This is a genomic window from Leptolinea tardivitalis (assembly GCF_001050275.1).
GTDB classification, from domain to species: Bacteria; Chloroflexota; Anaerolineae; order Anaerolineales; family Anaerolineaceae; genus Leptolinea; species Leptolinea tardivitalis.
Window position 1 is genome coordinate 1 of the sequence record NZ_BBYA01000009.1, and the last position, 15499, is coordinate 15499.

7 protein-coding genes are annotated in these 15499 nt (G+C 48.5%); 6 read left to right on the forward strand and 1 reads right to left on the reverse strand.

All coding sequences use genetic code 11. The features are described 5' to 3' along the window. Positions 1–574 precede the first annotated feature (574 nt). Complete coding sequence (locus tag LTAR_RS07205) at positions 575–7876, forward strand: C39 family peptidase (protein WP_062421527.1); 7302 nt, start codon at positions 575–577, stop codon at positions 7874–7876. A gap of 50 nt (positions 7877–7926) precedes the next feature. Here LTAR_RS07205 and LTAR_RS07210 read toward each other — a convergent pair whose 3' ends face one another. Continuing rightward, a complete protein-coding gene (locus tag LTAR_RS07210) occupies positions 7927–8742 on the reverse strand; it encodes a M55 family metallopeptidase (protein ID WP_062421528.1) in 816 nt (271 codons plus the stop codon). Positions 8743–8967: 225 nt separating this feature from the next. Here LTAR_RS07210 and LTAR_RS07215 point away from each other — a divergent pair, with 225 nt between their 5' ends. The 5 genes from LTAR_RS07215 to LTAR_RS07235 all read left to right on the forward strand — a co-directional run bounded on the left by LTAR_RS07215 (position 8968) and on the right by LTAR_RS07235 (position 15497). Continuing rightward, the gene (locus LTAR_RS07215; RefSeq protein WP_062421529.1) at positions 8968–11478 is read left to right on the forward strand and encodes an ATP-dependent Clp protease ATP-binding subunit; all 2511 of its coding nucleotides are present in this window, start codon (positions 8968–8970) and stop codon (positions 11476–11478) included. 199 nt (positions 11479–11677) lie between these two features. Then, positions 11678–12076 carry a hypothetical protein gene (locus LTAR_RS07220; protein ID WP_062421530.1) on the forward strand — a complete coding sequence of 133 codons (399 nt, stop codon included), beginning with the start codon at positions 11678–11680 and terminating at the stop codon, positions 12074–12076. Positions 12077–12214: 138 nt separating this feature from the next. After that, positions 12215–12820, forward strand: coding sequence for a methyltransferase family protein (locus tag LTAR_RS07225; RefSeq protein WP_062421531.1), 606 nt, complete (start codon positions 12215–12217; stop codon positions 12818–12820). 18 nt (positions 12821–12838) lie between these two features. Continuing rightward, the gene (locus tag LTAR_RS07230; RefSeq protein ID WP_062421532.1) at positions 12839–15121 is read left to right on the forward strand and encodes a ComEC/Rec2 family competence protein; all 2283 of its coding nucleotides are present in this window, start codon (positions 12839–12841) and stop codon (positions 15119–15121) included. Next, complete coding sequence (locus tag LTAR_RS07235) at positions 15108–15497, forward strand: YkvA family protein (RefSeq protein ID WP_062421533.1); 390 nt, start codon at positions 15108–15110, stop codon at positions 15495–15497. Before LTAR_RS07230 ends, LTAR_RS07235 begins: the two co-directional genes overlap by 14 nt. Positions 15498–15499 lie beyond the last annotated feature (2 nt).

Genomic DNA, 15499 nt, shown 5'->3' on the forward strand with positions numbered 1-15499 from the left:
CGCTGAGTGAACTTCAGGAATTAATTCAGGCCAATCCTCCATTAATTAAGGAACTCACCTGGGATGAGATGAAAACTCTGAAAAGGGTAAATCCCACGAACAAATAATTGAAGATTTTTATGAAGGTCGCTGAAATGACCTTTATAAAAAGGATTGAAATGAGAGAAAGGCATGGAGAAATCCATGCCTTTCTTGATTAATTACCTTGGTGATAAATGAAACCTTTTGTTTTCAAATTTGTAACGTGATTTTCTGCAGTTTTAATGATATTTGCTATCAAATCTGGTTATTATAGTATTTAGTACTATCGATACAATCTTTTCGTAGAAAAACCTGGTCAATCGGTCGAATTTCACTGATGTGAACCATATTTATTAGTAGATTAGCCAGCACCATCGAAAAACTGAACATCGCAGCGGAGAGAGTACTCTGAAGACAGGGTTATGAACACAATATCCCTGTGGAAAGGGAGAGATGGTGATTATTCATCATCTCCCGGAGAGAAAATCCCGACAGAGAATTCATCACATGGATTAAGGGGTGATGTTTTTTGCGTTGTTACAGGAGATACGAGATGGCTTCATGTAGATCAATCATTCGCATTCCTGTGGTAATTGGATTATTGTTCAATCTGTTCACCGGGTTTAGTTTTGCTGTTGTTGAAAATGTGTATGCGCAAGATTTTTCTCAAAATGATGAGCCAACAACAGAACCCATGGTCACACCGACATCTACACCCATTCTAATGGAGATGGAAACGACAAATCCGGTTGACCAGCCACAGGAATTACCGACTGAGACACCTGCCGAAATTATTGAGCCAACGGCAACAGAATCGCCAACATCCATCCTGACTGAACAACCAACATTCACCCAGATTCCAACTGAGCTGCCAACAGAAAGCCCTCCTGCAGAGACATCCACACAAACACCCACCCTTGAAGTTCCGTTAATGGATGTCAGTTTATCACCCACACCTACACCCACTCCCACCAATACATCAACCCCTGAAGAAGCTGTTTTTGCCGTTCTTGGTCAGGAAATGCTGCCAGATGGTTCCATGGTGGAGAAGTTGAGTATCATTGGACCACCTGACCCGCCTGCCGGATTTGAGGGTGAAAGGAAACCGGTGGACTTTTCTGGTGAATTTCGCGCGTTAGGCTCAAACGTACTTTCTGTTCCCGCCTACAACTGGGTTTATGGTTGTTCTGCGGTATCAGCTTCGATGATAGCTGCCTATTATGACATCTCCGGTTTCTCCAATATCTATACCGGCCCCGCAAACGGAGGCGTCATGCCCATGAACAATAGTATCTGGCCTACCTGGTCAGATGGTTCACGGACATACCCCAGCCTGCCACTGGCGGGATCGAAAAAAGGCGTTGACGGAAGGACTTCTCGAGGTTCCATTGATGATTACTGGGTGCAATACAACAGTACGGCTCCTGATCCATATCTCACCAATGGGTGGACGCAGCACACATACGATTCAGCCATTGGCGATTATATGCGCACCAGCCAATCGGGATACGACAATGTGGATGGTTCAACAACATTTTATAACTGGATATCGAGCGCTCAGCCTCTTTCATGCGATACGATGCAAAGCTATTCCTTGCCCGATGGGACGCTGGGAAGGCGTCAGTTTTATGAAGCCCGGGGATACACGGTGACAGATTGTTACAACCAGAAGACTGATAATACAATATCAGGCGGTTTTTCTTTTTCCCAATTTAAGGCAGAAATTGATTCTGGCAATCCCGTCCTGTTGAATCTATACGGCCACTCCATTGTTGGAGTAGGTTATGATGATGCTTCACAGAAAGTGTATATCCATGACACCTGGGACTATCTGACACATGAAATGACCTGGGGCGGCAGTTATTCCGGCATGCCGCTGCAATCCGTGAGTATCGTCAGGATCCTTTCGACGGCACCTCCTTCACCTGTTCTGATATCACCTCTGATCGGAGAGATCACCAATAATCCACTGCCAGTGTTCACCTGGAACTCCACAATTAGTGCGCAGTCATATCACCTTCAGGTTTCACAGGATAGCACTTTTACCAACGGCTCCTTGATGACCGTAAACGAGATAACATCACAAACCTCATACTCCTTATTATCACCACTGACGACAGACGGTATTTATTATTGGAGGGTGGCGGGGATCACCGCAGGCGGCGAGTATGGACTGTGGTCAACAGTACGTTCATTCACACTTGATACAATCCCGCCGGCTGCTCCCGCCCTATCTTCTCCATTGGATAATGCCACTCCGCTGGGGATTCCCACATTCAGCTGGCAATCGGTCTCTGGTGCTAATGCCTATCAGTTTCAGTTTGATAATGATAGTGATTTCAACAGCCCGGTTTTTACCTCACCGGATGGAACTGTTCCGGGGGAAACACCCGTTTCAACAACTACATACAAACCAGAATCAATGAACAGTGGTATCCGTTTTTACTGGCATGTACGGTCACGGGATACGGCTGGCAACTGGGGAACAGAATGGAGCACTTCGCGTTCGTTAATTGTTCAGGAATCCCTGCCGGCAGCCCCGGCATTGGCCAGCCCGGCGGCAGGTTTTGTCACCAATACTCTGCCAACCCTGACCTGGAACAATGTGGCCGGCGGCTACAGATATCAGGTGCAAATCTCTGCCACATCCAATTTTTCCGGCACAATTCTGGAAGATCGGATAAAAGATTCAGGTGTGCTTACCCATAAGGTTGAAACGCCGCTGGTTGATGGTACCTGGTACTGGCGAGTTCGCGCTATCAATGAGACGGAAGGTGCAGGCGATTGGAGCTCAACTCGATCCTTCATTCTGGATACTGTACCACCCGCGGCACCGGTTCCATCATCTCCAGCCGCAGATGCCACTTTGAGAACCACTCCCACGTTTACCTGGTCTATTCCAACATCTGCCATGGTGTTTCAGTTTGAATACGGAACTTCAATTGACGGGACTATTGATAAATACGTTCCAATTTATTTATCTCTAACTTTATCAAATGCATCACATATCCCTCCGGCCATGACTATAGGTGGGTATTACTGGCATGCCAGAGCTCGTGACCTGGCCGGAAACTGGAGTGAATGGAGTGGATTAAGAAAAATCAATATATACCCGCCCATTCTGGGCGCCCCGTCGTCTCTCTCTCCTGCTACAGGTGCTCTATTCAATAATCCCGCTCAGACATTCAGCTGGGTCAATGTTGCCGGAGCCAAGTCGTATACCATTCAATTCGCAGACACATCTTCATTTTCTGTCTCTGATCCAGATACACAGACAGTCAATCCTGGAATTGGGATACTCTCTTATACGGTTTCTCCTCCTGTGACATTGCATGATGGAATCTGGTACTGGCATGTGGCCACCACCAATGCCACGGATGAAACCGGTGCCTGGTCGCCTGCTCGGACATTCACCCTGGATACGGTTGGACCTGCCGCTCCGATGCTTTCCCTTCCGGCAGACAATGCTTCCGGTATTCGGGCTATCCCCATATTTACCTGGTTGTCTTCCACAGGTGCAACAGCCTATCAGTTCCGTCTCGATGATAGCCCGGAGTTTGATTCTCCTCTGGTGATTACACCCGATGGGGGAACAAATCAGGGTACCCCTATTACAACCACATCGTACAAACCCACTGGCCTGGTTCAACTAACAACCTATTACTGGCAGGTTCGTGCGCGTGACGCAGCCGGCAATTGGGGTGATTGGTCTACGAAGAGAACTATTCGGATTCTCCCTACCATTCCGGTTGCACCGGTGATAACGGCTCCGGCTTCCCGGTTGATCACCAATGACACCACACCTACATTTGCCTGGAATTCAGTGGTAGATGGGGTTACCTACCGGTTGCAGGTGGATAACCAATCAACCTTTACATCACCTGAAATTGACATGACGGATACTCAGGGAGCCCTGACATATACCCCTGACGTATCGCTGCCAGGTGATGGGATATATTACTGGCGGGTCTGCGGCATCAATGCCAATGCCGAACCGGGTGCCTGGTCTGCTGCAGTATATTTCACTCTGGATACACTTGGTCCAGGTGCACCTGTGCTCTCTTTACCGGTGGACAACGCCCCCAATATCCGCGGCATTCCCACTTTTTCATGGTTGGTTTCTACCGGTGCAAATGCCTATCAGTTCAGGTTGGATGATAATAATGATTTCTCCTCACCGGAAGCCATCACACCCGATGGAATATCCATCACCGGTACACCGTTGGCGGTATCTTCTTATAAACCGGTTGGTCTGGTTTTACTCACACCCTACTTCTGGCAAGTGAGGGCACGGGATGTTGCCGGCAACTGGGGAGAGTGGTCAGTTTCCAGAACCGTTACCTTTTTACCGGTTATTCCGGCCGCTCCGGTGTTGACTTCTCCTTCTGTCAAAGCTCTAACCAGAGATACGTCCCCCATTTTTACCTGGGATCCCGTTACGGATGGAATTACCTATCAAATTCAGGTGGATAACCTTTCCACATTCGCATCCCCCGAAATTGATATTCCTGATACTGGTGGCGAGTTAACCTACAAACCGGCTTCTCCTTTTACAGCAGATGGTCTGTATTACTGGCGGGTGAGGGCGAAAAATGCCAATGCAGAATTTGGCGCCTGGTCGATAGTGAGGTACTTCACGTTGGATACTATCCCTCCGGTTCCTCCATTGTTATACCTGCCTGCAGATAATGCCTCCAATATTCGGGCTATCCCCATATTTTCTTGGAACGCTTCACCTGGCGCTACAGCTTACCAATTCCGATTGGATGATAGCAACAATTTTTCAACACCGCTGGTTATCACGCCAGATGGTGGTGAGATTCCTGGAACGCCGTTGTCTTCGGTCTCGTATAAACCCGCCGGTCTGGCACTTCTCAAACCCTACTTCTGGCAGGTACGAGCACGGGACGCCGCAGGCAACTGGGGAGACTGGTCAATTGCGCGAACGATCACCATTCTGCCAACGATTCCTGTTTCGCCTGTTCTGACAAGCCCGGCGGCAAAATCGGTCACCAATGATACAACGCCCACATTCACCTGGAATCCGGTAACAGATGGGCAAACGTACCAATTCCAATTGGATACGGTTTCCACGTTTGCTTCTCCTGATGTTGATGTTTCTGATACTGGTGGTTCACTGGTCTACACATTGAATTCCGCATTGCCTTCAGATGGTTTGTATTACTGGCGTGTGCGGGCAGTTAATGCCAACAACGAACCGGGAACCTGGTCTGCGTTGCGGTATTTCACCCTGGATACCACACCACCATTGCCTCCAATCCTATCGCTGCCGGTGGATAATGCTTCCGGCATTCGGTCCATACCGGTGTTTTCATGGTCATCTTCATCTGGAGCTGTTGCGTATCAGTTGCGAATTGATGATAGTAGTGATTTTTCTTCCTCCATTGTCACCACTCCGGATGGAAGTGAAATTCCCGGTACTCCTCTTGCAGTGACTTCCTATAAACCAACTGGCCTGGCCATACTTACGCCATATTTCTGGCAGGTTCGGGCGCGTGATGTTGCGGGTAATTGGGGAAACTGGTCTTCCTCCCGGGTAATTACCATTTTGCCTCCTATACCGGCGGCTCCCGTGTTGACCTCATTGCCGATTAAGGCTGTCACCAACAATACAACCCCAACCTTCGCCTGGAATGCTGCCGCTGGCGGAGTTACCTACCATTTCCAGTTGGATAACCAGTCGACCTTTGCTTCTCCTGAAGAGGATATCGGAGATACAAATGGTTCTCTTACCCATACGCTGGCTGTTCCACTTGCCTCTGATGGCCTGTATTACTGGCGCGTACGGGCAAAAAATGCCAGCAATGAACCAGGAGCCTGGTCTGCTGTTTCTTATTTCACGCTGGATACCGTGCCTCCACCAGCGCCTATACTGTCTTCACCTGCAGATGGATTGACCCCCGTAGGAATCCCGATGTTCTACTGGACGGCTGTCACAGGTGCTGCCGCCTACCAGTTCCAGTTGGATAAAAATAATAACTTCTCCAGCCCATTTTTCACCACACCGGGTGATACCATTCCGGGTGTACCGATTACTACAACTTCATATAAACCTGCCGGACTGGTAAACGGAACGGTGTATTACTGGCATGTTCGAGCTCGTGACACGGCGGGGAACTGGGGAGCATGGTCAACATCATGCACTATCAATGTACAGGAATCACTACCTGGAACGCCTACGGTTATATCACCCTCAAAATCTTCCCTGACCAACGACACGACGCCAGCATTTACATGGAACGCGGTTCCCGGTGGTGTGAATTATCACATTCAGGTTGACAACCAATCCACATTCTCCAGCCCTGAAATTGACGTGTCAGACACTGCCGGTGCATTGACTTATACACCTTCCATTGCCTTACCGGCTGATGGATTGTATTACTGGAGGGTAAGAGCCTGGAATGCCACCGGCGGTGCTGGAGCCTGGTCTGCCATTTACAGCTTTACACTTGATACTGTTCCACCAGGTTCACCAGTTTTATCATTGCCCGCCAACAATCCGCCTAATCTGAATTACCTGCCCACTTTCAGTTGGTCAGCTGTAACTGGCGCCAATGCCTACCAGTTCCAGTTTGATGATAACAGTGATTTTTACAGTCCAATATTTACAACACCGGGAGATACTTTTCCCGGCACACCACTGGCAGCAACATCGTATAAACCCGTCAGTTTACCGATAATGACCGATCTCTACTGGCATGTTCGCGCCAGGGATGTGGCGGGCAATTGGGGGAGCTGGTCGACTGCCCGATTGGTTCGCATACTGAACACGGATACCGATGGCGATAGTCTGCCGGATGTCTGGGAGATTTCAGGGTATGATGCCGATAATGATGGAGTCATAGATGTAAACCTTCCAGCGCTGGGGGCCAGTTACCGGCACAAAGACATATTTGTTGAAATGGATTATATGGTTAAGCCGGGTGTGGGTGATCTCGGACCAGATGCTGCCATGCTCAACAATATCGCTGCTGTGTTTAACAACGCTCCTCTGCCTAACCCCGATGGAACCTATGGGATTCATATCCATTTGCAAAAAGATCAGGAAATTCCCTATGATGCAGATCTTAACCCGGTTTGGGATGAGTTCTCTGCACTGAAAGCGTTCTACTTCGATCCAAAACGCACAGCCACTCATCATTATATGATCTGGGCCAATGGATATAACGGTACAGATTCCAGCGGGATCTCCCGCGGCATTGATGCCTCTGACTTTATTGTGTCTCTGGGATTATGGAATGAAGGCCTGGGTGGAACACCGTTTGAGAAGGTGGGGACCTTCATTCATGAACTAGGCCATAACTTGAATCTGACCCACGGTGGAGTCGATAATGAAAATTACAAACCCAACTATTTAAGCGTCATGAATTATTACTACCAGACCTGGGGACTTCTTAAAGGCGGTCATTGGGGGGATGAAGGTTATCCTTTGAATTTTGATTATCAAAGGCTCAATATTGTCAGCCTTAATGAGAATACCCTCAATGAAACCGCCGGGCTTTCAGGAGCAGACAACATAACAGGATACGGTGCTGTATATATATGTAGCGGATACCTGTATGGTACAGTAGATGCCCGCAAGGTGGATTGGAATTGTGACGGAAACCCCACCGGAACCAATGTAAAGGCAGATATAAATGGTTCTGGTTCGTATAGTATGCTCAGCAGTCAGAACAACTGGCAAAATATCAGTTTCAGAGGAGGAGGTGTAATCGGTTCGGGAGCCAGCCAGCCGGAATTGCAGAAAATGATCCAGGCATCGCCCCCTGTTTTTGAAGAATTAACCTGGCAAAAATTGTCGGAATTGATCCGATCGATGAAACTCACCCATTGAGAAAGAATCCCCCGGTTGAAAAAGCCGGGGGTTATCATACAGTCTTGAATCTATACCTTAACCATTCCAACCATTGCCCGAAAAGCCTGTGCGGCTTCCAAAATGTCGGGGGCGTTATATTCTACAATACGGCCGGAAGTCCTTTTTGAACCAGGGAGAAGAGAGGCATAATCGGCCATATCCGATCGGTAAAACTCGATTGCAAACGAGATGGGACCGGTAAGGACGTATGGTTTGACCTGCCGGAAGTTTTTAACCGCTTCTCTGACAGTTGAGGTGATTAAATCATGGGCTCTTTCCAGTGAAAGACATTCTGCATTCATGCGGCCATTGGCCGTTTTAACCTGTGCCGTACGAATTTGAGGGATAAGGGCGGCTGCTTCTGCGCAGGCATTTTGATCGCCGCTAATGGCAACCACCGGAACATTAAAAGATCCGCAAACCGCGGCATTCATGGCAATTTCACCAGCCAGGCTGCCATTCAGCCAGAAATTGTGAATCCGCAGGCTTGACCAGGTATGATCGAGGATGGCATTTTGTGTGCCGGCTCGGGCGTGATAACCGATGAAAACGGCTGCATCAACGCCGTTCTGGACACCCTGAACCATTGAAAGTGGAGAAGGCGATCCATTGACCAGACTGGCTTCGGGAGCCAGTTCTTCGATTAAGATGTTGGAACCATCCCAGTGACCGTCAGTTACTGTGATTCTTTCTGCCCCAGCCTGCAGGGCTCCAGCTACGGCCGCATTGACATCGGCAGTCATCCACCGGCGTCCGCGAGCATATTCATCTTTTTCGGGGAGTACCTGGTTCCATCCGGTAATCCCGCTGATCCCTTCCATATCTACAGCAATCAGTACATTCATTATTTATCCTTCCGGTAAAAATTCCAACGAGAATTATACATTCACCGGATATACTGCTGAATAACCGCAGCTTTATACACAAAAAGGGCATGACTCGACAAAACTTTTTTCTTTGGTAGAATGAATTTGAATAGAGGTCTGATTAATACACATAGATATATCATCGCAGCCTGAGGAATAAAACCGAAGGCTTCCTTTTAAACTGGAGGAGTTACCTTGTCTGGAATGGAGCGATTCACCCAACGAGCGAGGCGGGTTTTAAGCCTGGCGCATCAGGCGGCTGAACGTTTGCAGCAAAACAGTATCGGTACTGAACATTTGCTGCTTGGCCTGGTGGAAGAAGACGGCGGTGTTGCCGGCCGTGTTCTTCGCGATCTGGGTTTGGAGCCTGAACGTATTCAGGAAATGGTTGAAAAAACCAGCGGGATGGGGAATTACCGGGGCGGAAAAATTGACCTGGCTCCCGGAACGCAGGATGTGTTGGAATTTGCCATCGACGAAGCCCGCCGGATGGGCCATCATTATATTGGTACAGAACATCTTCTGCTTGGCCTGGTCCGCCTGCAAGAGGGTGCTGCTGTTGATGTATTGCGCAAGCTCGGGGTGACTCCTGAACAGATTCGCCGGCAAACCCGGCGCGTGCTGCAGGAAGGCGGTACAGCTCCGGCCGGAGCACCTGCATCTGCCAGCCAGAGCAAGTCTGCCTCACAGAAAGAACAGGCCAACCGGGCGAAAACTCCACTGGTTGATCAACTGGCTGTTGATCTAACCACAAAAGCGGAAGAAGGCAAACTAGACCCGGTAATCGGCCGTCAAATGGAAATTGAACGGGTCATTCAAATTTTGGCCCGCCGCAACAAGAACAATCCCGCTCTCATCGGCGAACCTGGTGTGGGCAAGACGGCAATTGTGGAGGGGCTGGCACAGCGAATCATCGAAGGTGATGTTCCTGCTCAATTGTTGGACAAACGCGTATTGCAATTGGATGTCGGTTCTCTGGTGGCCGGGACAATGTACCGCGGCCAGTTTGAAGAACGACTTAAACGGGTCATCGATGAGTTGAAAGCCTCCGGTGCCATCCTGTTCATTGATGAAGTTCACATGCTGGTGGGTGCCGGAGCAGCCGGTTCATCGGTAGATGCCGCCAATATCTTAAAACCCGCACTTTCGCGCGGTGAACTTCAGGTGATCGGCGCCACTACGTTGGAGGAATACCGCAAACATATTGAAAGCGATGCTGCTCTTGAGCGCCGCTTCCAGCCTATTGTGGTCAATGAGCCCAGTGTAGATGAAACCATCCAGATTCTCAAAGGCATTCGTAAAGCCTATGAAGAACACCACCGATTGACTATTTCTGACGAGGCTATTGAAGCAGCCGCACGGCTTTCCGCCCGGTATGTGAATGACCGCTTCCTTCCTGACAAAGCCATAGACCTGATCGATGAATCAGGTTCGCGGGTTCGTATGTACAAGAGTGAAGCTTCCAAAACCGTTAAAGAGCTTATGGTGCAATTGAAAGAATTGCGCATTGACCATTCAAACGCGGTGGAAGAAGGCCGTTTTGATGACGCTCAAGAGATCATCGAGCGGCAGAATTCACTGGAAAACCAGCTTGAAAAACTGCGTACCAGCTGGGACAGATCCACCAGTCCGGTGGTCAATGCTAATGATATTGCCGAAGTGGTCTCCATGTGGACCGGGGTTCCACTTATGCAAATGGCACAGGAAGAGTCTGTCCGATTGTTGCAAATGGAAGATGAATTAAAGAAACACATTATCGGGCAGGATGAAGCTATTGAAGCCATCTCCAAGTCTGTACGCCGGGCACGTTCCGGCTTGAAAGACCCCCGCCGGCCGATAGGTTCTTTTATGTTCCTGGGACCTACCGGTGTGGGAAAAACCGAATTGACCAAGACGCTTGCTAAATTCCTGTTTGGCAGCGAAGAAAACCTGATCCAGCTCGATATGTCTGAATTCATGGAGCGCCATACCGTGAGCCGGCTGGTGGGGGCTCCTCCGGGTTATGTGGGCTACGAAGAAGCCGGACAATTGACCGAAGCCATCCGCCGGAGGCCGTATTCCATTGTTGTTTTTGACGAGATCGAAAAAGCCCATCCCGAAGCGCATAATATGCTTCTGCAAATCATGGAAGAAGGCCATCTTTCCGATGCCAAGGGGCACAAGGTGGATTTCCGCAATGCCATCATTGTGATGACGTCCAACATCGGTGCAGATATGATCAAACGGCAAAGCTCCCTGGGATTTACGCTTGCTCTGGATGAAGCGCAGAAGGAACAGGAAGCCTACGAAGAAATGCGCAAGAAACTGATGGATTCTTTGAAACGTGTGTTCAGACCGGAATTCATCAACCGGTTGGATAATGTGATCGTATTCCGGGCGCTGGCCCGCGAACATATCCGCCAGATTGTCAGTCTCGAAATTGAAAAAGTGGCAGAACGTTTGGTGGAAAATGAAATCACATTGAAAGCATCGGATGCTGCTTTAGACAAACTCTCTGAAGAAGGTTACGATCCCGATATGGGCGCCCGTCCACTTCGCCGGGTGATCCAGCAAAAGGTGGAAGACCCATTGAGCGATGCTTTGCTGGGTAATGAATTCAGCAATGGTGACAAGGTGGTGGTTGATCTCAATGCGGATGGCGATGTGATCTTGCGGAGAGAGTTGAAGAAGAAACCAAAAGAACCAGAGAAGAAATTGGAAGAACCGGTGGTATAGAGAAAAGAACCAGGGCAGCCGAAAGACTGCCCTGGATTTGTTTATGGTAATTCTGATTTTTTTCTGACCAAAAATCTACTTGTAATCATGTGGAATTAAAAACACAAACATTGGTTATTGACTTCCCGTTTATATTAGATATAGTATATCTACATAGTCTATATATAAATTCCCATCAATTTCTATGATCGGAGGAAATATGAAATCCCGGATATGGATGATAGCTGCTGCTTTAGCTATGTTGGTTTTATCTTCCCTGGCATGTGAATTCAGCGCCAGCACTGCCTCAATAAAAGATGCCTACCTGGCAACAGATGATACTGGTGCCACTAAAACCATTGAATATGGCCAGGATCAACCATTTGTCTTTATGGTTGATCTGGCGAATGCACCGGATGATACAAAGGTTAAGGCTGTCTGGTATACAGTGGATGATTCCGGCAAGGCCGAACAGTTTGTTGAGAAAGAAATGGTCACCGGGAAAAGTCCGATCACCTTTACAGCCACAAATAACGGCCTCTGGCCAGTGGGAAAGTACAAAGTGGAGCTCTATTTGAATGATAAGCTCGACCGTACTCAGGAATTTTCTGTCAAATAGAAGCCGATCTTTCTTGGTTAATTAAAGAAAACAGGATGGATTGTAAATTTTCAATCCATCCTGTGTTTTTTTCTGAAAACCCCCGCTTTTTCCCGGAAGCCTGCCTGGGGTAGAATAATTCTATCGGAAGGTTATACGTTGATATCGAGTTTCCTTTTTATCATATTTGCCGTCGGGATATATGGTCTGGTGCATTCATGGCTGGCCAGTATCAAGGTCAAGCAATGGGCTTTAGACTGGATCGGCCCATCACGATTCAGATGGTACAGGCTGGCCTATAACGTCTTTTCTTTCATCAGCCTGTTGCCAGTGTTGGCTCTGGCGGTTGTACTCCCAGATCGGCCGATTTTTAACCTGCCATCACCCTGGAGCAGTGTTGGTGTACTTCTGCAATTGATCGGAGCCGGCATCAGTATTTATGCTTCTGTACAGACAGGGTTGGGACGTCTGGCCGGTTTGAGTCAATTGGTCGAGAAAGCTGACCAATCTTCTGAAAGCAAATTACAGACTGATGGTCTGTATCGTTTTGTGCGTCATCCCATCTATTCGGGGGCCATCCTGTTCCTCTGGGCGTCTCCGCAAATGTCCTGGAATTCGCTGGCGTTGAAAATCGCCTTTACACTGTATTTCATCATCGGAGGGCAGGTGGAGGAAAAGAAGCTGGTGACTGAATTTGGTGATGCATACCGTTTATACCGGTTGCGGACTCCGATGATCGTTCCCTTCACAAAAAAGCCGGAATAACCCGGGGATTTTTCTGCCGTGCCGCTTCTTTGGATCTCCATTGCATTCGTAACCGGTGTGGTTGCATCTTTATTTCTGCCGATTTTTTGGCCGGTTGTTGCCGCAATTGGTATTGTTTTTTTCCTTGCGGCTTTTTTGGAAAGCCGCCTGTTGAACCGTTTTGCTGTATATGCCCAATGGCGGAAGAATATACCAATTCCGGTTTGCCTGTTGTGGGCTGTTTTGCTGGGCGGAATGGTTCGCGGAGAAATGGGAAGCCCCGGGTTTACTCCGGGTGATCTGGCTTTCTATAATGGCACAGACGGTGTTTTGATACGGGCCATGGCATCACAGCCGTCTGAATCACACGACAAAAGCACCCTTTTGACTGTCACCGCAAAAGAAATATCAACAGATGGGATCAGTTTTACGCCAGTGAGGGGTGATGCTGTGATCTTGTTGCCGGCGGGATGTGTATATAAGTATGGTGATCAGCTTGAAATTCAGGGAAAATTGGAGACACCTCCCGAGAATAATGATTTCTCCTACCGGCAATATCTTGAAAACAGGGGTGTGTTTTCCTATCTTTCATATCCGCAGGTGAAAACTATCGGAATTAATAGCGGTCATCCGCTCATGGCGGTAATTTTCAATGCAAGGGATAGGATCGCCGTCACAACGGGAAAAATTATTCCACAGCCTGAGGCTGCCTTTCTCAGTGGCATGCTGGTCGGTCGTGATGAGCTCATTCCGGATGGCTTGAAAGATGCTTTCCAAAATACTGGAACATCACACCTTGTTGCTATCTCTGGATTCAATATCACAATTTTAAGTGCTCTAATCCTTGCCCTCACCAGCCGGCTGTTTTCGAAAACATGGTCAGTCATCACGGCGATTCTTCTGCTTGGTTTATATTCTGTTATGGCAGGTGCCAGTCCCTCCGTGATTCGAGCGGCTTTGATGGGTATTCTGGCGATTATCGGCCGGTCAATCGGGCGGACGCGGACGGCGGTCAACAGTCTGGGAATTGCAGGCGGAGTGATGGTATTGGTTAACCCACTCATCCTGCGGGATATTGGATTTCAGCTCTCTGTGGCGGCCACTGCCGGTATTCTTCTAATCGGTTCCCCACTAAACGATCGATTTGTCGAAAGAGCTTCTGGTCTGATTCATTCTGAAGAAGCGAATACCCTGATCCGCGGATTGTCTGAATCGGTGATCATTACCCTTTCTGCTCAATTGGCTACCCTTCCCTTTTTGTTATTTCATTTTCACAAATATCCGATAATTGGACTGCTGGTCAATCCGATTGTTTTACCGGTGCAACCGGCTGCCATGGTGCTGGGCGGACTGGCTGTTCTGTCCGGTATCGTATTCCTCCCGTTGGGAACACTGGTTGGACTGGCAGCCTGGATTCCCCTGGCATTCACGACAAAAATGATTGAACTATTCTCCACGTTGAGTCATTCGGGTACCGTCAATATTCATCTGGAGCTTTGGCAGGCTGCTCTGTTGAGCTTTCTGATCCTGACTGCCGTATTTGTAAAAAGGGGATGGATGGAGTTATTCAAAAGATATGCTTACTGGGGATTATGCATTGTTTTATTTGCGTTTTTGGTTATCAATTTAGACACCCTTTACCTGTCGCCGGATGGCCGGTTGCATATATGGGTGTTTCGGCAGGCAAGCGACCTGTCGGTTTTTATCCAATCTCCGGGCGGTCAAAAGCTTCTGGTAACAAACCGTCCGGGTGATAAAGACCTGATCGCCTTCCTGGACCGGCGGTTGCCATTCTTCCATAAGAAAATTGATGCCGTGATTCTTCCCAATCCCACTTCTACAACAACAGTCAGTCTGGGAGAGAGTGTGGATCATTACAAACCGGGATGGATATTTACGAATCCAGAGGCGGGTGGGGGACGGGTGCAGTCGAAGATCGTTACTGAACTCGCCGATTCTGGTCTGATCACCCGGATGCTTGATGCAGGAAATCAATTTGACCTGGGTAGAGGCGCTTTACTTCAAATACTCCAGTCTGATGACAAAGGCAGCCGAATGGAATTAGCCTGGGGAAAAGAGCGAATCGATATCCAGTACGGTAATCCATCCCTTGATCACATTATAGGGAAACCTCCGGCTGGCCCGATTGATATCTTCCTAATGGATCACATGGAAAAAATACCAGAGGAAGTTCCAGGGACAATCCTACTATCAAGTGTTTTTCAGACATCCGGAATAACAATTCCTGATGGAGGTTGGATGGAGATACGTTCTGATGGAAATCAATTGGACATTTTGGAGAAGACAAATGCCGGTTCTTGACCACCTGAAACAGACAGCCAACCGGTTGAAAACAGAAATCTCTGTATTGACTGTTGTCTATCGTGACGTCCGAACACCCTGGTATGCCCGCGCCATTATATTTTTGGTGATTGCCCATTCGCTCAGTCCCATAGACCTGATCCCTGATTTCATCCCGGTGCTGGGGTATCTGGATGACTTGATCATCATCCCTCTGGGAATTGCTCTGGCGATTCGTCTGGTTCCAAAGGAGGTGTTTGCTGAAGCGCGGGTAAAAGTGGCATCTCAACCAGAATCGACGGGGATCTCCGGCTGGTGGTTTGGCGGATTGGTCATACTGGTCTGGATGGGAATTGTGATGCTTTTGATCCGGTTATTTATCCAAACAAGAAAATGATA

What these genes read in the sequence shown, in the direction of transcription:
- LTAR_RS07205 (WP_062421527.1), top strand. Translation starts at nt 575, where the DNA reads ATGGCTTCATGTAGATCAATCATTCGCATTCCTGTGGTAATTGGATTA.
- LTAR_RS07210 (WP_062421528.1), bottom strand. Translation starts at nt 8,742, where the DNA reads ATGAATGTACTGATTGCTGTAGATATGGAAGGGATCAGCGGGATTACC.
- LTAR_RS07215 (WP_062421529.1), top strand. Translation starts at nt 8,968, where the DNA reads ATGGAGCGATTCACCCAACGAGCGAGGCGGGTTTTAAGCCTGGCGCAT.
- LTAR_RS07220 (WP_062421530.1), top strand. Translation starts at nt 11,678, where the DNA reads ATGAAATCCCGGATATGGATGATAGCTGCTGCTTTAGCTATGTTGGTT.
- LTAR_RS07235 (WP_062421533.1), top strand. Translation starts at nt 15,108, where the DNA reads ATGCCGGTTCTTGACCACCTGAAACAGACAGCCAACCGGTTGAAAACA.